Annotated in this window: 15 protein-coding genes and 1 pseudogene; 9 read left to right on the top strand and 7 right to left on the bottom strand. The window is 65.2% G+C overall.

The window, feature by feature from the left end; genetic code table 11:
• Positions 1-25 precede the first annotated feature (25 nt).
• The 4 genes from J2R78_RS14330 (at position 26) to J2R78_RS14345 (ending at position 4,191) form a co-directional block, all read left to right on the top strand.
• Complete coding sequence (locus tag J2R78_RS14330) at positions 26-1,387, top strand: FAD-dependent oxidoreductase (protein WP_253609823.1); 1,362 nt, start codon at positions 26-28, stop codon at positions 1,385-1,387.
• Between the two features lie 13 nt (positions 1,388-1,400).
• The gene (locus tag J2R78_RS14335; RefSeq protein WP_253605088.1) at positions 1,401-2,405 is read left to right on the top strand and encodes an ABC transporter substrate-binding protein; all 1,005 of its coding nucleotides are present in this window, start codon (positions 1,401-1,403) and stop codon (positions 2,403-2,405) included.
• A gap of 192 nt (positions 2,406-2,597) precedes the next feature.
• Positions 2,598-3,371 carry an ABC transporter ATP-binding protein gene (locus J2R78_RS14340; protein ID WP_253605090.1) on the top strand — a complete coding sequence of 258 codons (774 nt, stop codon included), beginning with the start codon at positions 2,598-2,600 and terminating at the stop codon, positions 3,369-3,371.
• On the top strand, positions 3,364-4,191 hold the full coding sequence (locus tag J2R78_RS14345; protein WP_253605092.1) for an ABC transporter permease: 828 nt from the start codon (positions 3,364-3,366) through the stop codon (positions 4,189-4,191). Before J2R78_RS14340 ends, J2R78_RS14345 begins: the two co-directional genes overlap by 8 nt.
• Before the next feature lie 129 nt (positions 4,192-4,320).
• On the opposite strand, the pseudogene J2R78_RS45345 reads toward J2R78_RS14345, so the two are convergent.
• A pseudogene (locus J2R78_RS45345) lies at positions 4,321-5,172 on the bottom strand (DDE-type integrase/transposase/recombinase); the annotation flags it as partial.
• Positions 5,173-5,397: 225 nt separating this feature from the next.
• On the bottom strand, positions 5,398-6,438 hold the full coding sequence (gene gtdA / locus J2R78_RS14355; protein WP_038384747.1) for a gentisate 1,2-dioxygenase: 1,041 nt from the start codon (positions 6,436-6,438) through the stop codon (positions 5,398-5,400).
• Between the two features lie 158 nt (positions 6,439-6,596).
• Here gtdA and maiA point away from each other — a divergent pair, with 158 nt between their 5' ends.
• From maiA to J2R78_RS14370, 3 genes are read left to right on the top strand one after another with little or no spacing between them, the layout of a single operon-like run.
• Positions 6,597-7,229 (top strand): maleylacetoacetate isomerase, encoded by a 633-nt coding sequence (maiA, locus tag J2R78_RS14360; RefSeq protein WP_076832895.1) that lies wholly within the window; start codon positions 6,597-6,599, stop codon positions 7,227-7,229.
• Complete coding sequence (locus J2R78_RS14365; RefSeq protein WP_253605095.1) at positions 7,219-7,731, top strand: MarR family winged helix-turn-helix transcriptional regulator; 513 nt, start codon at positions 7,219-7,221, stop codon at positions 7,729-7,731. Before maiA ends, J2R78_RS14365 begins: the two co-directional genes overlap by 11 nt.
• Positions 7,731-8,915 carry a 3-hydroxybenzoate 6-monooxygenase gene (locus J2R78_RS14370; protein WP_253605096.1) on the top strand — a complete coding sequence of 395 codons (1,185 nt, stop codon included), beginning with the start codon at positions 7,731-7,733 and terminating at the stop codon, positions 8,913-8,915. The genes J2R78_RS14365 and J2R78_RS14370 overlap by 1 nt, the downstream gene beginning before the upstream one ends.
• 685 nt (positions 8,916-9,600) lie before the next feature.
• Here J2R78_RS14370 and J2R78_RS14375 read toward each other — a convergent pair.
• The 5 genes from J2R78_RS14375 to J2R78_RS14395 form a co-directional block, all read right to left on the bottom strand.
• Complete coding sequence (locus tag J2R78_RS14375) at positions 9,601-11,211, bottom strand: benzoate-CoA ligase family protein (RefSeq protein WP_253605097.1); 1,611 nt, start codon at positions 11,209-11,211, stop codon at positions 9,601-9,603.
• The gene (locus tag J2R78_RS14380) at positions 11,208-12,338 is read right to left on the bottom strand and encodes an FAD-dependent monooxygenase (RefSeq protein ID WP_253605098.1); all 1,131 of its coding nucleotides are present in this window, start codon (positions 12,336-12,338) and stop codon (positions 11,208-11,210) included. The genes J2R78_RS14375 and J2R78_RS14380 overlap by 4 nt, the downstream gene beginning before the upstream one ends.
• A 115-nt stretch (positions 12,339-12,453) precedes the next feature.
• Positions 12,454-12,666 (bottom strand): hypothetical protein, encoded by a 213-nt coding sequence (locus J2R78_RS14385; protein ID WP_253588206.1) that lies wholly within the window; start codon positions 12,664-12,666, stop codon positions 12,454-12,456.
• Between the two features lie 109 nt (positions 12,667-12,775).
• Entirely contained in the window at positions 12,776-12,997 is a 222-nt protein-coding gene (locus tag J2R78_RS14390) for a cysteine rich repeat-containing protein (RefSeq protein WP_028336261.1), read from the bottom strand.
• 39 nt (positions 12,998-13,036) lie between these two features.
• On the bottom strand, positions 13,037-13,819 hold the full coding sequence (locus tag J2R78_RS14395) for a cysteine rich repeat-containing protein (protein WP_253605099.1): 783 nt from the start codon (positions 13,817-13,819) through the stop codon (positions 13,037-13,039).
• Between the two features lie 249 nt (positions 13,820-14,068).
• Here J2R78_RS14395 and J2R78_RS14400 point away from each other — a divergent pair, with 249 nt between their 5' ends.
• Together J2R78_RS14400 and J2R78_RS14405 are read left to right on the top strand one after the other, a co-directional pair.
• Positions 14,069-15,226, top strand: a complete 1,158-nt coding sequence (locus J2R78_RS14400; protein ID WP_253605100.1) for an efflux RND transporter periplasmic adaptor subunit — start codon at positions 14,069-14,071, stop codon at positions 15,224-15,226.
• Positions 15,227-15,238: 12 nt separating this feature from the next.
• Positions 15,239-18,406, top strand: coding sequence for an efflux RND transporter permease subunit (locus tag J2R78_RS14405; protein WP_253605102.1), 3,168 nt, complete (start codon positions 15,239-15,241; stop codon positions 18,404-18,406).
• Positions 18,407-18,443 lie beyond the last annotated feature (37 nt).

Here is an 18,443-nt window from a genome sequence, read left to right on the forward strand (position 1 = left end):
ATCAACTTTGTTCAGGGCGGAAATGATGCGAGCGAGCACGATCGAAGAACCTGCGCGGCAGGTCCCGGTCTATGGCGAATACGACGTGGTGGTGCTGGGCGGCGGACCGGCCGGCATCGCGGCAGCGGTCGGCGCGGCACGTACCGGACGGCGGACGCTCCTGATCGAGCGTTACGGATTTCTCGGCGGCATGGGCACCGCGGCCGGCGTGACCAACTTCTGCGGACTGCACGCCAACATCTTCGGCGAGATGCACCGCGTGGTGCAGGGCATCGCCTCCGACCTCCTGGCGCGGATCGACCGGCTCGGCGGGCTGAACGCGCCGCATCTGATCCTCGGCAAGATCCTTGCGCAGGCCTACGACACCGCGGCCTACAAGATCGCGGCCGACGATCTGCTCGCACATCACAAGGTCGACATTCTGTTCCACGCGCTCGGCGCCGGCGTCGTCATGGATGGTTCGCATATCCGTGCGCTGATGGTGGAAACCAAGGCCGGCCGTCAGGCCGTGCGCGCCAGCATCTTCATCGATTGCTCCGGTGACGGCGATCTCGCGGTGTGGGCCGGTGCGCCCCATGAAGTCGGCGATAATGCCGGCGGCATGCTCTACCCCTCGATGATGTTCCGCCTCAACGGCATCGATCCGGCGAAGGCCGGCGATGCCTGGCGCACCATCCCGGCGCTGATGGCTGAGGCCGAGGCCGCCGGCACCCACACATTCCCGCGCAAGTCGGCGATCGTGCGGCCGCAGAAATCGCAGATCGAATGGCGGGTGAATTTCACCCAGGTGACGCGAAGCGATGGCGGCGCCATTTCCGGTATCAATCCTGACGACATGACGCGCGGCGAGATCGAGGGCCGCCGCCAGGCGGTCGAAGCGTTCAGGTTCCTGCGCACGGTGCCCGGCTTCGAGAATTCCTACATCGTCGATCTGCCGCCGCAGCTCGGCATCCGCGAGACGCGGCGCGTGATCGGCGGCTACATGCTGTCAGGCGAGGACGTGCTGGGCTGCGCCTCGTTCGAGGATTCGATCGGCGTCAATGGTTGGCCGAAGGAATCCCATGTGCCGGGTGATGTGATCTTCGAGTTTCCGCCGATCCCGGAGAGCCGCGGCTATAACGAGTTGCCGTACCGCATGCTGGTACCGGAGGGCGTCGACAATCTCCTGGTCGCCGGCCGCTGCGCCTCGATGACCCATGAGGGGCAATCGGCGGCGCGCGTCTCCGGTGCCTGCTTTGTGATGGGCGAGGCGGCGGGAACCGCAGCCGCACTCGCGCTGTCGGGCAATACGATTCCGCGCGACATTTCCGTCGAAAAGTTGCAACAACAGCTTGGCAAACAGGGCGCGTTCATCGGCCGCGATCAGGCCGTGCCCGAGGGATTGTAAGCGGAGGACGGCAATGAAGCGTTGGGCGCGGCTCGCACTCGCGGGTCTCCTGGTGTGGGCCGCGAGCGGCCTCGCGCGGGCCGATGATCTCCTGAAGGCGAAGATCGGCGTCTTGCGCCTGTCGTCCTCGGCGCCGGTGTTCATTGCGCAGGACAAGGGCTATTTCCGCGACGCCGGCCTCGACGTCGAGCTCAAATTCTTCGACGCGGCGCAGCCGATCGCGGTCGCGACCGCGTCGGGCGATGTCGATTTCGGCATCACCGCCGTCACCGCGGGGCTCTATAATCTCGCCGGCAAGGGCACGCTGAAGGTGATCGGCGGCATGAGCCGCGAGAAGGCCGGCTATCCCCTGATCGGCTACTTCGCCAGCAACAACGCCTATGCCGCCGGCCTCAGGACGCCGAAGGATCTGGCGGGCAAGCGCGTCGCGGTGACCCAGGTCGGCTCCAGCTTCCATTATTCGCTCGGCCTGCTCGCCGACAAATACGGCTTCAAGCTGTCAGAGGTGAAGGTGGTGCCGCTGCAGTCGCTGTCGAACGCGGCCGCGGCGCTGAAGGGCGAAACCGTCGACGCCGCGCTGCTGCCGGTCTCGACCGCGCGGACGCTGATGGATTCCAACGGCGCGAAATTGCTCGGCTGGGTCGGTGACGAGACGCCGTGGCAGTTAGGCGCTATCTTCGCATCGCCGAAGGCGCTGACCAACGCACCGCTGGTGACCAGGCTGCTCACCGCGCTCACCCGTGCCGACCACGAATATCACGACGTGATCCTGACTGCGATCAAGGACGGCGTGGCGCCGATCAACGACAAGACCAGGCCGCTGCTCGAGATCATCGCCAAATACACCAACCTGCCGGTCGCGCAGGTGGTCGGCAATTGCGCCTATATCGATCCCGACGGCAAGCTCGACGTGAAGAACCTCGACAACCAGATCAAATGGCTGCAGGGGCAGGGCTTTGTGGACAAGGGCTTTGACGCCAATGCGATCATCGCCAAGGATTACGTGAAGGCGGATTGATGTGGGACCGCGTGCACAACTCTATCCCCGTCACCCTGAGGAGCGCGCACTTGCGCGCGTCTCGAAGGGTCGACGGCCGAGCTGCTACATCCGGGCCGTCGACCCTTCGAGACGCCGCTGCGCGGCTCCTCCAGCGACAAAGGCGAAGCCTTTGCGCGGGGGTGACGGGTCTGGCAGTGAGTTCATGACGCCATGGACCTGATCGCCGACCATATCAGCCATCGCTTCGGCGCACTCGACGTGCTCGACGATGTCTCCTTCACGGTCCGCGCCGGCGAGATCGTCGCGATCGTCGGTCCGTCCGGCTGCGGCAAGAGCACCCTGCTGTCGATCCTTGGCGGCCTGCTGCGGCCGAGCAAAGGTGCCGCCGAGCTGCGCGGCGCGGCGCCGGCTGATAGCCTCAATCCGCTGACCTTCGTGTTCCAGGATTTTGCGCTGCTGCCGTGGAATACGGTCGAGGACAACGTCGCGTTTCCGCTGCTGCATACGGGTTTGAGTGCCGGCGAGCGCCGCGCCGTGATCGACGACGCGCTGCGCCGCACCGGGCTGTTGGATTTTCGCGCCGCTTATCCGAAGCAACTGTCCGGCGGCATGCGCCAGCGCGTCGGCATTGCGCGGGCACTCGCGGTTCGCCCCGCGATCCTGCTGATGGACGAGCCGCTGTCGGCGCTGGATTCGCAGACCCGCGAGCTCCTGATGGAGGATTTCGTGCGCCTGCTCGCCGACGGTGCGATGGGCGCGGTCTATGTCACGCATAATCTCGAGGAAGCGGTGCGGCTCGCTGACCGCGTCGTGGTGCTGTCGCGCCGCCCTGGCCGGATCCGGGAAATCGTGACCATCCCGATGACCCGCGCCGAGCGCGGCACGACGGATGCGCGCGGGCCGATGGCTGCGCTGCAAAGTGAGCTGTGGTCGCTGATCCGCAACGAGGCGATCGATGCCGAGCGCGAGGTCCAGCATGCTTGACCGGGCGCCGCAGCAACCGAAAGACCAATCGGCGGAGGCGACGCGCCCGGTCGCGTTTCGCGGTGCCGGCTTTATCCCCGGTGGGAGCCGCCATGCCGGCTGGATCGCGCTCGCGCTCGTGATCGCGCTCTGGCAGCTCGCCGGCAGCGCAGGCTGGGTCAATCCGCTGTTCCTGCCGGCGCCGTCGGCGATCGCGGTCGCGATCTATAAGCTCGCGATGTCGGGCGCGCTGTGGCAGCACCTGTCGTGGTCCATTATGCGGATCGGTACCGGCTGGATCATCGGCACGGCCGCCGGAGTCGTGGTCGGCTTCGCGATCGGGCTGTCGACCATGGCGCGCGGCGTCGGCATCACCTTCATCTCGGCGCTGTTTCCGATTCCGAAGATCGCGCTGCTGCCGTTGCTCATTCTGTGGCTCGGGATCGGCGAGGAGCCGAAGATCGCGACCATTGCGCTTGGCGTGTTCTTCTCGACCGCGATCTCGGTCTATAGCGGCGTCGATGCGGTGCCGCGCAACCTGATCCGGATGGCGCAAAGCTTCAACGTGCCGTTCCACGCCATCGTGCGCCGCGTGATCTGGCCGGGCGCGCTGCCCTCGATCCTCGCCGGCTTCCGCATCACCGCGTCGGTGGCGCTGCTGCTCGTGGTCAGCGCCGAGATGATCGGCGCGCAATACGGCATCGGCGCCTTCGTGCTGCAGGCCGGCAATCTGATGCAGACCGATCAGCTGCTCGCCGGCGTCGTGATCCTGTCGCTGTTCGGGCTTGCGGTGGGGAAGCTGATCAATTTGCTCGAGACGAGGTTGTTGCACTGGCGGTGAGAGCACGCTGCGGGCCACAACCCCCGCTGTCGTCCCTGCGAAAGTGTTCGGTCCCGTGTGATTGGCGAGGGCCTGGATTGGCGCCAGGTAGCCGAGGCATTTGAGGCGGGTCCGATTGTAGTCGTGGACGAACTTGGCGATGAAGGCGTCGCGGTCGGCGTGGTTGACAAAGGTACGGCGCGCGCTGCCCCGTTTGTGTTCGCGGCCGATGGCTTCAGCGATGCGCCGGTTGAAGCGTTCGACGAGGCCGTTGGTTTGCGGGTGGTAGGGCTTGGTCAGGCGATGCTCGATTGCGCGCTGCTTGCAGAGCCGATCAAAGGGGTGGTCGCCGGAAGGCTTCCCGACCGGTTTGTTCTTCTTGTCGACGGCGAAGCGGTCGGTGAACTCGGCTCCGTTGTCGGTCAGGATGGTGTGAACACCGTGCGGAAAGTCGGCCAGGAAGCGTTCGAGGAAGCCGGTCGCGGTCGTTCCGTCTCGCCTGGAATGGATCTCGACGAAGACGTATCGGGTGGCGCGATCGATCGCGACAAAGGCATAACTGGTGCGGCGTTGCAGCGCGGGCAGATACTTCACGTCGATATGAATGAAGCCGATGCTGGCGCTTTCGAAGACGCCGGCCCTGGGCTTGTCAGGCTTGGCAAGCCGGCTGATGCCGTTGCGCTGCAGGCAGCGGTGGATCGCGCTGCGGGACAGCTTGGCATTGATGCACCGCTGCATCACCTCGACGATATCGTCCAGCGGCAGCTGCAGCGATGTCCGCAGCTCACACACTGCCCGTTCCTCAAGGGCGGACAGGCTGGTCGTGAGGTGCTTCGGCCGATGCGAGCGATCCTCGACCGTGCTGCGACCGCGCCAGCGATAGATTGTGGTCTCGCTGACCCCCAGCTCGGCCGCCAATTGGGCGACCGACTTCCTGCTGCGCTGGATGTAGGCACGCGTCTTCGGTGTCGTCGTGGCGTTCGCATGCAGGCTCAGTTCCATGACGCGAAGCGCTCCATGATAAAAGCCACGCCTCGTTCTACACCGATTCCATCCAACCAATCAGCAGGGACCAAACACGAAAGCAGGGACCCATAACCACGGGGCGTGGTTGTTAAAACAGGCTGGGGCCGCAGCTTCTTTAACCAACCGAGGGCGGTGGTTATGGGTCCCGGCTTTCGCCGGGACGACGTGAGGTGGGCGCTGCGTGCCTTGCGCAGACGATCGTTACGCGTTGCCCCTGTCCTCGCGGAACAGGTCGAGCTTCTGCTGCACCGGGCGGTCGGAGAACGAGAACAGCACGGAGTCGGCATCGGCCTCGTGGGTGACCCAGTGCCAGCTCGGCACCACGAACAGGTCGCGCGGTCCCCACTCGAAGGTCTGGTCGCCGACCCTTGTGCGGCCTTTGCCCTCGATCGCGGCGAACACGGTCGCATCGGTTGCGCGATAGCGCGCGGTCTTGAAACCCTTTGGCAGCAGCTGGATGAAGGTGCCGATGGTCGGCATCGCGAAATCGCCGGTCTCGGGGTTGGAGAATTTCAGCTTCAGGCCGTGACAGGCGTCCCACTCGTCGCTGACCTTGGCCTTCTCCAGCGCCTCGCGGGTGTATTCATAGGGATAGTTGAAGATCGGCGAGGTCTTCGAGGTTCGCTTCTGGTCGATCGGCAGCAGATTGTGGCCGTAGCGCGCGAAGCTCGCGCCGGCCGGCTTGGAGATCGACTGCTGGTCCTCCTTGGCGCCTTCGGCAAACGAGCAGTCGAAGAACTGCACCATCGGGATGTCGAGCCCGTCGAGCCAGAACATCGGCTCATTGGTTTCGTTGGAATGGTCGTGCCAGGTCATCGACGGCGTGATGACGAAGTCGCCCGGCGACATCGCGGTGCGCTCGCCGTCGACGGCGGTGAAGGCGCCCTTGCCCTCGAGCACGAAGCGCAGCGCCGATTGGGCATGGCGATGGGCGGGGGCGATGTCGCCCGGCACCACCATCTGCACGCCGGCGAACAGCGAGGTCGTGATCTTGGACTGGCCGCGCAGGCCGGGATTTTCCAGCACCAGCACGCGGCGCTCGGCTTCCTTGGCCGTGATCAGCTTGCCGGCCTCGTTCATGTAGTCGCGGATCTGGTCGAACTTCCACAAGTGAGGACGGCAGGCGCTTTTCGGCTCCGGCGTGATCAGATCGTTCATCACGTTCCACAGCGCCGAGAGGTTCTGGCCGTCGATCTTCTTGTAGAATGCCTCGCGCTCCGGGGTCTTCTGCACGGCTTCCATGGCAAGCCTCCCATCATTCTTGTCGGTGCAATTTAATTGACAGTATACTGACAATATGGCTAGCGTCAATGAAGCAAGCCATGGCGTTTTCGATCGAAGTGGATACCGGTTCGCGCAAAGAAAACGCGTCAAACCAGAATAATGCAAGGGAGGTTCCGATGAAGCTGCATGGCTATTTCCGGAGCAGCGCGTCCTACCGGGTCCGGATCGCCCTCAATCTGAAGGGGCTCACCTCAGAGCATCTGCCGCATCATCTGCGCAAGGGCGAGCAGTGCGCGCCGGCCTATCTCGCGATCAATCCGCAGGGGCTGGTGCCGACCCTGGAAAGCGATGCCGGCGCGATCCTCACCCAGTCGCTCGCGATCATCGAATGGCTCGACGAGACCAATCCCAACCCGCCGCTCTTGCCGAAAGATCCGCTGCGGCGCGCAAAGGTGCGGGCGTTTGCGCAGGCGATCGCCTGTGACACGCATCCGGTGCAGAATTTGAAGGTGCTGGCGCGGCTGCGTCAGCTCGGCCTGCCCGAGGAGCAGGTGACGGAATGGGCGGCTTGGGCCAATCGCGAGGGACTGTCGGCCTGCGAGACCCTGATCGCGGCGGAGTCCGGCCCGTTCTGCTTTGGCGATGCGCCGACGTTGGCCGATCTCTGCCTGGTGCCGCAGCTCGCCAATGCGCGGCGCTTCGGCGTCGACGTTTCGGCCTATCCGCGCCTGCTCAAGGCCGAGGCCGCGGCAAAGCAAATCAAGGCGTTCGCCGACGCCGCCCCGGACAAGCAACCCGATGCCGAATAACAAACCAGCGCCCGTCACGATGGACGCGGTCTATACCGCGCCCGGCTACCTGTTCCGGCGGATGCAGCAGATCGCGGTCGCACTGTTCATCGAGGAGTGCAGGGCGTTCGACCTGACGCCGGTGCAATATGCCGCGCTGGTCACGATCTCGACCCATCCCGGCATCGATGCCACGAGGCTCTCGGCGGTGATCGCGTTCGACCGTTCCACGCTCGGCAATGTGATCGAACGGCTGCAGGCCAAGGAGTTCATCGTGCGCAAGCCGGCGCCCGAGGACAAGCGGGTCAAGCTGCTCTATCTTACCAAGGCCGGCGCGGCGGTGTTGAGCGAAATCATGCCCTCGGTCGACAAGGCGCAGGCGCGGATGCTGCAGCCGCTGAAGCCGGCCGACCGCAAGACGCTGCTGGCGCTGTTGACCCAGCTCGTCGACCTCAACAACGAGGCGTCGCGGGTGCCGCTGCGCGCCGAGGACGCGCTCGAACATCTCGGGAGGTCGGGCTGATGGCGGAGACGAGACCTGTCCTGATCGCGGGTGGCGGCATTGGCGGCCTTGCCGTGGCGCTGGGCCTCGCGCAAAAAGGCATCCGCTCGATCCTGCTGGAGAAGGCCGCCGCGCTCGGCGAGATCGGCGCCGGCATCCAACTCGGCCCGAACGCGTTCCACGCCTTCGACTATCTCGGTGTCGGCGAGGCCGCGCGCAACATGGCCGTCTATATCGATCAGCTCCGGCTGATGGATGCGCTGACCGCCGACGAGATCACCCATATCGATCTCGGCGACGCCTTTCGCGCGCGGTTCGGCAATCCCTATGCCGTGGTACATCGCGGCGATCTGCATGGCGTATTCCTGCGCGCGTGCCAGAATCACGAGCTGATTGAACTGCGCGTGTCCAGCGAGGTGGCAGGCTACGAGCAGGATGGTTCGTCGGTGACGGCAAAGCTCGCCGATGGCGAGCGGATCACCGGCCGGCTTCTGATCGGCGCCGATGGCTTGTGGTCGAATATCCGCAAGCAGGTGACGTCGGACGGCCCGCCGCGCGTCTCCGGCCACACCACCTATCGCTCGGTGATCCCGACCGAGCAGATGCCGGAGGATTTGCGCTGGAATGCGGCGACGCTGTGGGCCGGCCCGAAATGCCACATCGTGCATTATCCGCTGTCGGGCTGGAAAGTGTTCAACCTCGTCGTCACCTATCACAACAATGCGCCGGAGCCGGTCGCCGGCAAGCCGGTTTCCGAAGCCGAGGTGATGAAGGGTTTTACCCACGTCCATGAACGGGCGCAGAACATCATCCGCCACGGCACCAACTGGAAGCTCTGGGTGTTGTGCGACCGCGATCCGAACGAGCAGTGGATCGACGGCCGCGTGGTGCTGCTCGGCGACGCCGCGCATCCGATGCTGCAATATTTCGCGCAGGGTGCCTGCCAGGCGATGGAGGACGCGGTCTGCCTGTCGCACATGCTGGCCAGTCACAATGACCAGGCAGCGGCGCTCGAAGCCTACAGCGCGCAGCGCTTCCCGCGCACCGCGCGCGTACAACTGATGTCACGCGCGATCGGCGAACACGTCTACCATCCCGCAGGCGAGCACGCCCGCATCCGCAACGCGATCATGAGCGCGAAGTCGCAGGATCAGTGGTGTGATGACATCGCCTGGCTGTATGGCGGGACGGGGCTGGGCGGCTAGCTACTTACTCGTCGTCCCGGACGAGCGAAGCGCGATCCGGGACCCATAACCACCGAAGGCTGTTGTTATGGCAGGCTGGGGCCCCAGCATTCGCGCCACAAGCATTTGTGGTTATGGGTCCCGGCCTTCGCCGGGACGACATCGAATGTGTGGCGGGATGGCGGGGCAGCTAATGCTCGTCGTCCCGGACAAGCGAAGCGCGATCCGGGACCCATAACCACCGAAGGCTGTTGTTAGGGCAGGCTGGGGCCCCAGCCTTCGTGCCACACACATTTGTGGTTATGGGTCCCGGCCTCCGCCGGGACGACACTGAATGTGTAGCTGGATGGCGGGCAGCTAGCTACGTACTCGTCGTCCCGGACAAGCGAAGCGCGATCCGGGACCCATAACCACCGAAGGCTGTTGTGATGGCAGGCTGGGGCCCCAGCCTTTGCGCCGCAAATATTTGTGGTTATGGGTCCCGGCCTTCGCCGGGACGACGTTGAATGTGTGGCTGTATGGCGGGGCAGCTAATGCTCGTCGTCCTGGACAAGCGAAGCGCGATCCGGGATCCATAACCACCGATGGCTGTTGTTGTGGCAGGCTGGGGCTCCAGCCCTCGCGCCACAAGCATTTGTGGTTATGGGTCCCTGCTTTCGCCGGGACGACATTGAATTTGCGGTGGCCGCGTCCATCAACCAACGCCCTACATCCGCATCACCGCCTGCCGGTCGATCTTGCCGGTGCCGGTCTTCGGCAGCTCGTCGATGAATTTGACCTCGCGCGGATATTTGTACGGCAACAGCTTTGTCTTGACGTAATCCTGCAGCCGCCGCGTCGCTTCGGCCGTGTCGAAGCCAGCCTTGTTCATGACCACCACGGCGCGCAGCGTCATGCGCCGGTCCGGCAATTCGGCGGCGTAGACGGCGCATTCGCGGACGTCGGGGTGATCGGCGAGGCAGAGCTCGACTTCCAGCGGATAGACCCACTGGCCGGAGATCTTGATCAGATCGTCGGCGCGGCCGCGGAAGAAGTGGAAGCCGTCGCTGTCGCGCATGAAGCGGTCGCCGGTGTAGATCCAGCCGTCCTCGCGCACGGTCTCGGCGGTCTTGTCCGGCCGGTTCCAGTACAGCGGGGTCGCGGAATCGCCGCGTACCCACAGGATGCCTTCCTCATTGTCGCCGACCTCGCGGCCGTCGCTGTCGCGCAGCATGATCTCGTAGCCGGGCACGCGCAGACCGGCGGCGCCGAGCTTCTTTTGCTCCGCGCGGTTGCTGAGATAGACGTGCAGCACTTCGGTCGAGCCGAGGCCTTCGATGATCTCGAGCCCGGTGAGCCGCTTCCAGCCGTTGAAGACGTCGGCTGACAGCACTTCGGCGGCCGAGACCGCCATCCGCAGCGAGGAGAAATCGGCGGTGTCGGCGCCTTCGGCCTTGGTCAGCGAGATGTAGAGCGTCGGCAGGCCGAAGAACACGGTCGGACGATATTGCCCGATCGCCGAGAAGATCGCGGCCGGCTTCGGCTGGCCCGGCAGCAGCAGCGTCGCGGCGCCCACGGAAAATGGAAACGTGATCGAATTGCCGAAACCATAGGCGAAGAAGATCTTCGGCACCGAGAAGCAGATGTCGCCGGGCTTTAGGTTCAGCACATTGCGGGCAAAGGCGCGCTCGCTATAGGCCATGTCGTGCTGCAGATGCACGATGCCCTTGGGACGGCCGGTCGAGCCCGACGAATACATCCAGAACGCCATCTCGTTGCGGTGGGTGTCGGCCGCGTCGAGCTCGATCGGAAATCCTTGCAGCCAGTCGCCGGCGTTGCGCGCCTCGGCGACGGCGTGATCACCGGCGGCGCCGTTGACCACGACCAGCGTGCGTAGCGGCGTGTCCTTGCAGGCTTCCGGGCTGAAGCGCGCACAGAATTCCGCATCGGTGACCGCGACCTGTGCGCCGGCGTCGGACAGGTAGAATTGCAGCAGCTCGGGCGTCGTCAGCGTGTTGATCAAGAGCGGCACGAAGCCGGCACGCACCGCGCCGAAGAATGCCGCGGGATAGGCCGGGGTGTCGTCGAGAAACAGCAGGATGCGGTCGCCGCGCTGCAGTCCAAGCGACCGGAAGGCGTGGCCCCAGCGTGCGGCCTCAGCGCAGAGCTCGCGATAGGTCCGCGTGCCGGCCGGGCCGGTCAGCGCCAGGCGCTCGGCATTCCCGTTGCCGAGATTGTCGAACAGGATGCAGCTCGCATTGTAGCGCTCGGGGATCGTAAAGCCGATCTCGCGCGCACCGGGATTGTCCAGCGGAACCTGGTCGGCGATCCCAGTCATGATTGTCCCTTTGCGGCTGCGTAGCGGGCCATGAAGGCGGGCGACATCGCGCGCAGCCGCGCGTCGTCGATCCGGCCGGAACGGGTGATGTAGCTGTAGGCGAAATCCATCAGGTCGAGCGTCATGTGCGCGGGGAAGTGCTCGTACCAATCGGCGCTGGTCCGCGCCGCGGTGACGAGCTTCTTCACGATCGGCTTGCGCTCGCTCTCGTAGCGGGCAAGCGCGGCGGCGATGCCGCTTTCGGTCTCCAGCGCCTTGGTCAGCGCGATCGCATCCTCGATCGCAAGCCGCGTGCCCGAGCCGATCGAGAAATGCGCCGAATGCAGCGCATCGCCGATCAGCACCATGTTGCCGTGCGACCAGCGCTCGTTCCAGATCCACGGGAAATTGCGCCACACCGATTTGTTCGAGATCAGCCGGTGGCCGTCCAGCGTCGCGGCGAATACGTCTTCGCAAATCGCCTGCGATTGCTCGATGCTCTTGTCGGCGAAGCCGTAGGCCGCCCAGGTCGCCGCATCGCACTCGACCAGGAAAGTGCTCATGTCCTTCGCATAGCGATAGTGATGGGCGTTGAAGCTGCCGCGCTCGGTCGCCACAAAGGTCTGCGACAGCGTCGCGAAGGTTTTCGTGGTGCCGTACCAGGCGAATTTGTTGGTCGAATGCGAGACCGACGCACCGAACGCGGCCTCGAAGTCGCGGCGGACCATCGAGTTCAGCCCGTCGGCGGCAACGATCAGGTCGTAATCCCTGAGCTCGTCGACCGATTGCACCACGGTGTCGAAGCGCGGCGTGACACCCGTGCTGCGGACGCGCTCCTGCAGGATCGTCAGCAGCGCCAGCCGGCCGATCGAGGAGAACCCGACGCCGTCGATCTCGACGCTCTCGCCGCGCAGATTGAGGGTGATGTTCTTCCAGCTCTCCATCCGCGGGGCGATGGCGTCGACCGTCTCGGGGTCGTCGGCGCGCAGGAAGTCCAGCGCCTGTTCGGAGAACACCACGCCGAAGCCCCAGGTCGCGCCGGCCGCGTTCTGCTCGAACAGATCGATCTCGGCGTCGGGATGACGCTTCTTCCAGAGATAGGCGAAATAGAGCCCGCCGGGCCCTCCGCCGATCACGGCGATCCGCAACGTCTGCCTCCCAGATTGACAGTGTACTTACAATTTGGGTCCAGACTAATCGTCCTCCGGCGGGAACGCCAGAGGGAAATTGCGCGCGGCGACTAGCCGCGTGGCGCCGAAGGGTTCAGTAGCAGCGGCGGGCCTTGACCCCGTCGACCCATACCCAGCGGCAGCCGGCGGCGACGGGTTTGCGGGCGACGACCGCGCCGTTGGGGCCGGCGCAGCCGGCGCGATAGACGCCGCGCGCGCAAACGACCGCATTGGCGTCGGAGGACTCAAAGGTCATCGTCGCGGCAAAGGACAGCAGGGCCGCGGCGATCAGCAATATTGAACGCATGAAAATTCCCTCTCCCGGGTGAGGTATGCTTGGCCTGTAGGTGGCAACAAGGTGCTACGGCTCCGTGCCCGCAAATCGCCGGGCACCTGTCGTCTCACCGCCGGCGCGGCTATTTCTTTTCCGCTTCCGCCAGCACCTTCTTGCAGGCGGGCGCCAGCTTGTCGCTCTGCTTGGCGAGACAGGCGATGATGCGGCCGCCGCCGGGCGTCACGCTTTTGCAGAACTTCTCGTAGTCGCCCATGCAGGCGTCGCGTTGCGCTGTGGTCAGCTCCTGGGCGTAGACAGCGGTTGCGCCGCAAAGCAGCGCGGCGGTCAGGACAATACGCAGCATTGTTCGCTCCCTTCTCCAGTCTCTAGCGTGACGACAGGATTATCGCGCTGCGAACGGCGCCAGCACGTCGCGGCACGCCGGCGACAGCGAGCCGGCATTGGTCGCGAGGCACTGCACGATCCGCCCGCCGCCCGGTTGGACGCCGCCACAGATCGAGCGGACGTCGGCGCCGCAGGCCGAGCGCAGCACGAGCAGCTCTTCGCGCGGCCGCAGCGGCCGCAACGCGATCACGGCCGGTGCAGCCGCCGGGGCTGCCGTCGTCGCTGCAGCGCCCGGCGCGGCGGCACCGCCACCAGCGACGGCGACGGCCTTCTCGCAGGCCGGCGAAAGCTTGCCCTTGTTCTTTTCGAGACACTGCAGCGCCGCCGCGCCGCCGGTCGGCACGCCCGCGCAAACCTTGGGATAATCGGAGCGGCATGCGCTGCGGATCGCGGAGATCTGCGTGTTGGACGGCGTCCCGGCCGCCTTCGGTGCGGCGGCTTCGGTGGCGGGCTTGGCCGCTGCCGCGGGAGCAGCTTCGGTCTTGGCCGCCGCGGGCGCGGAGTCTGCCTTCGGTGCGGCGGCCGGCGCTTCGACGGCCTTCACCGCGCTGGCGCAGCCCGCGCCGAGGCTTGCCATGTTCTTCTGCAGGCATTGCAGTGAGGCTTCGCCGCCCGGCGGTACGCTGGAGCAGTGGGCGATGTAGTCGTTGCGGCATTGCGACTTGATGGCGTCGCGCTGCGCCTGGGTCGGCGCCTGCGACAAGGCCGGTGCGGTGCTCATGAATGCTGCAAGCGCAAGACATGCGGACAGCTTCGTTGCTCGTGTCAACGCATTGATCATCTGAATTAATCCTCTGGTCGCGCCGGATGTCTCCGGCTCAACTGAACTGAGTTCTGAAAAAGTCTTGTTGTAGCAACCTCGGCGAGCGGCATCATTTTCGCTTTCGAGTTCCGCTGCAAGCGGATTGTTGCTATGGATGAAGCAGGCGGATTTTTTGCCCGTCACGAGATCTTTAAATTTAGTCATTTGAATCGAGGCTCGGACATGAGGCATGCGCGCGCGTCGGCACATTTCGGTCGGAGCAGTTTTGTGCGGCTGCGAAATGCACCGCTTGCGCGCATCGTGTTCGTCGTATCCGCCTTCGCCAGTTTAAGTGCCTGCGAGCAAAACAGTTTTGTTGCACCGCCGCCGCCCAAGGTCGAGGTTGCGCCGCCGGTGCAGCGCGCCATCACACGTTATCTGGACGCAACCGGAAACACCGCGCCGATCCAGACCGTCGATCTGGTCGCGCGCGTGCAGGGCTTCCTGCAGGCGATCAACTATCAGGACGGCTCCTTCGTGAAGGCGGGGACCACGCTGTTCACGATCGAGCCGGAGACCTACAAGCTGAAGCTGGAACAGGCGCAGGCCGCAGAGGTCGGCGCGCAGGCGACGCTGAAGCAGGCCGAGCTCGACTTCAAGCGGCAGACCGACCTGGTGCAGCGGCAGGCGGTCTCGCAGGCGACCCTTGATACCTCGACGTCCACCCGGGACAACGCCCAGGCCAGCCTGCAGCAGGCCCAGGTCAACACCAGGATCGCGGCGGTCAACTACGGCTACACCAACGTGGCCGCGCCGTTCGACGGCATCGTCAGCAATCACCTGGTCTCGATCGGCGAGCTGGTCGGCGTGACGTCGCCGACGCAGCTTGCCACCATCGTGCAGCTCGATCCGATCTATGTGAATTTCAACGTCAACGAACAGGACGTGCAGCGCGTGCGGGATGAAGCGCGCCGTCGTGGTCTGTCGGTCAACGAGCTCAGGCAGTTGCCGGTCGAGGTCGGCCTGCAGACCGAGACCGGCTATCCGCACAAGGGCAAGCTTGATTACATCTCGCCGACCCTCAACCAGTCGACCGGCACGCTCGCGGTCCGCGGCGTGTTCGCAAATCCGGACCGCACTTTGCTGCCCGGCTTCTATGTCCGCGTTCGCGTGCCGTTCGACAAGCAGGACAACGCGCTGCTGGTGCCCGACGTCGCGATCGGCAGCGACCAGGCCGGCCGCTACGTGCTGGTCGTCAATGCCGAGAATGTGGTCGAGCAGCGCAAGGTGACGACCGGTCCGCTCGATGAGGGGCTGCGCGTCATCGAGAGCGGCCTGAAGCCGGATGACCGCATCGTGACCGCCGGATTGCTGCGCGCGATCCCCGGGCAGAAGGTCGATCCGCAGGTGCAGAAGGCCGACGCGGCGCCGACAGCCGCCAAATAGGACGCACGCGCCATGATCTCGAAATTCTTCATCGAGCGCCCGGTCCTTTCCAACGTCATCGCGATCCTGATGATCCTGATCGGCGGCGTGGCGTTGTACAACCTCGCGGTCGCGCAATATCCCGACGTGGTGCCGCCGACGGTGCAGGTGACGACGCGCTATCCCGGCGCCTCGGCCAAAACGGTGGTCGACACCGTGGCGCTGCCGATCGAGCAGCAGGTCAACGGCGTCGAGGACATGCTGTACATGCAGTCCTACAGCGGCGCCGACGGCACCTATACGCTGACGGTGACCTTCAAGATCGGCACCGATCTCAATTTCGCGCAGGTGCTGGTGCAGAACCGTGTCTCCAGCGCGCTGTCGCAGCTGCCGACCTCGGTGCAGAACCAGGGCGTCACGGTCCAGAAGCGGTCGACCTCGATCCTGCTGTTCGTGACGCTGACCTCGCCGAACAAAACCTATGACAGCCTGTTCCTGTCGAACTACGCCACCATCAACATCCGGGACGAGCTGTCGCGCCTGCCGGGTGTCGGCAACGTCACGGTGTTCGGCGCCGGGCAATATTCGATGCGGGTCTGGCTCGATCCGAACAAGCTGCAGGTGCGCGGGCTGGTGCCGCAGGACGTCATCCAGGCGATCCAGCAGCAGAGCCAGCAGGTCACCGCCGGCCAGGTCGGCGCGCCGCCGACGCCGGCGGGCCAGGCGTTCCAGTACACGCTGAACGTCAACGGCCGGCTCGACGACAAGAGCCAGTTCGAGGACATCATCGTCAAGACAGGCAATGTCGGCGACGTCACCCGGGTCCGCGACGTCGGCTGGGTCGAGCTCGGCGCGCAGACCTACAGCCAGATCTTCTCGCTGAACCAGAAGCCCGCGACCGGCATCGGCGTGTTCCAGTCGCCGGGCGCCAATGCCTTGCAGGTCGAGAAGGCCGTCGAGAAGAAGATGGCGGAGCTCGCCAGGCAGTTCCCGCAGGACATCAAATACGACACGCCGTTCGACACCACCAAATTCGTCAACGCCTCGATCCAGGAGGTCTACAAGACCCTGTTCGAGGCCGGCCTGCTGGTGCTGGTCGTGATCCTGGTCTTCCTGCAGGACTGGCGGGCGATGCTGGTGCCGGCAACCACCGTGCCGGTCACGATCATCGGCGCGTTCGCGGCCATGGCCGCGCTCGGCTTCACCATCAACCTGTCGACGCTGTTTGCGATCGTGCTGGCGATCGGCATCGTGGTCGACGACGCCATCGTCGTGGTCGAGGGCGCGGCGCACAATATCGAGCGCGGCATGTCGGGCCACGACGCCGCGATCAAGGCGATGGACGAATTGTTCGCGCCGATCGTCGGCATCACGCTGGTCTTGATCTCGGTGTTCCTGCCGGCGGCGTTCCTGCCCGGGCTGACCGGGCGGATGTACGCGCAATTCGCGCTGGTGATCGCCGCCACCGCGCTGCTCAGCGCCGTCAACGCCGCGACGCTGAAGCCGACACAATGCGCGCTATGGCTGCGTCCTCCCGCGCCGCCCGAGCAGCGCAATTTCTTCTATCGCGGCTTCAACGCGGTCTATGACCGGCTGGAGCGCGGCTACACACGGCTGGTCAGCGGCATCGCCGGGCATGCCAAGACCTCGGTCGCCGTTGCGCTTGTCATCATCGGGCTTGCCGGCTACGGCCTGTCGCGGGTGCCGACCGGATTCATTCCGATCGAGGACCAGGGCTATCTGCTCGCCGCGGTGCAATTGCCCGACGGCGCGGCCCTCGACCGCACCCAGCACGTGCTCGACGAGGTCACCACGATCGCCGGCAAGACCCCCGGCGTCGACCAGGTGATCAGCATCGCCGGCATCTCGGCGCTGGACAATTCCTCGAGCCTCGCCAATGCCGGCGTCGCCTATCTGATCCTGAAGGACTGGAGCGCGCGCGGGCCGGGCGAGGACCTGCGCTCGCTGGTCTACGGGCTCAACGACAAGCTCGCGGTGATCCCGGAGGCGCGCATCCTGGTGATCCCGCCGCCGCCGATCCAGGGCATCGGCAACGCCGCCGGCTTTGCCATGCAGATCGAGCTGCGCGACGGGAATGCCGACTACGGCAAGCTGCAGGCGGTCACGGGGGCGATCGTGGCCAATGCGCAGACCCAGAGCGCGCTGCAGCGGGTCCAGTCGTCGTTCCGCTCGATGGTGCCGCAGTTCGACGTCGACGTCGATCGCATCAAGACGCAGACCCTGCACGTCACCCCCGACCAGATCTTCGCGGCGCTGTCGTCCTATCTCGGCGCCAGCTACGTCAACCAGTTCACCAAGTTCGGCCGCACCTTCCAGGTCTATACCCAGGCCGAGGCACAGTACCGCCTGAGCCTGCGCGACATCGAGAATATGATGGTGCGCAACAGCAACGGCGACATGATCCCGCTCGGAACGGTCGCCAAGATCACGCCCTCGATCGGACCGTCGCTGATCAGCCTCTACAACCTCTATCCGTCCGCCTCCATCATCGGGCTGCCGGCGCAGGGTTACTCGTCCGGCCAGTCGATGGCGCTGATGGAGGAGATCGCGGCAAAGACGCTGCCGCCCGGCTCGGGTTTTGAGTGGACGGCGATGTCGTACCAGGAGAAGGAGGTCGGCAGCCAGATCTACTACGTGTTCGCGCTGGCGCTGCTCCTGGTCTATCTGGTGCTCGCCGGGCAATATGAGAGCTGGTACGCGCCGATCTCGGTGATCCTGGCCGTACCGCTGTCGCTGCTCGGCCCGACGCTGGTGCTGCTGAGCCTGAATATCGAGAACAACCTCTACACCCAGATCGGCACCATCCTGCTGATCGCGCTGTCGGCCAAGAACGCGATCCTGATCGTCGAGGTCGCGCTGGAACGTCATCTGCGCGACGGACGGTCGGTGCTGGATGCGGCGATCGACGCGGCACGCGCGAGATTCCGGCCGATCCTGATGACGTCGTTTGCCTTCATCCTCGGCGTGCTGCCGCTGGTGATCGCGACCGGCGCCGGCGCCAACGCCCGCAAGTCGATCGGCATCACCGTGTTCTCCGGCATGATCGCCTCGACCTGCCTCGCCGTGCTGTTCGTGCCGGCGTTCTTCGTCGTGGTGCAGAGTTTTGAGAACTGGCGCAAGGCGAAGAAAGGCAAGACGGCGCCGCAAGCCGCTCCACAGGCGTCGGGTACGGCGCATTAGGGCTGCGCATTCAAACCTATCAGCGTGCCCCTGAGAG

The sequence above is a fragment of the Bradyrhizobium sp. USDA 4538 genome, assembly GCF_024171045.1.
GTDB lineage: Bacteria > Pseudomonadota > Alphaproteobacteria > Rhizobiales > Xanthobacteraceae > Bradyrhizobium > Bradyrhizobium australafricanum.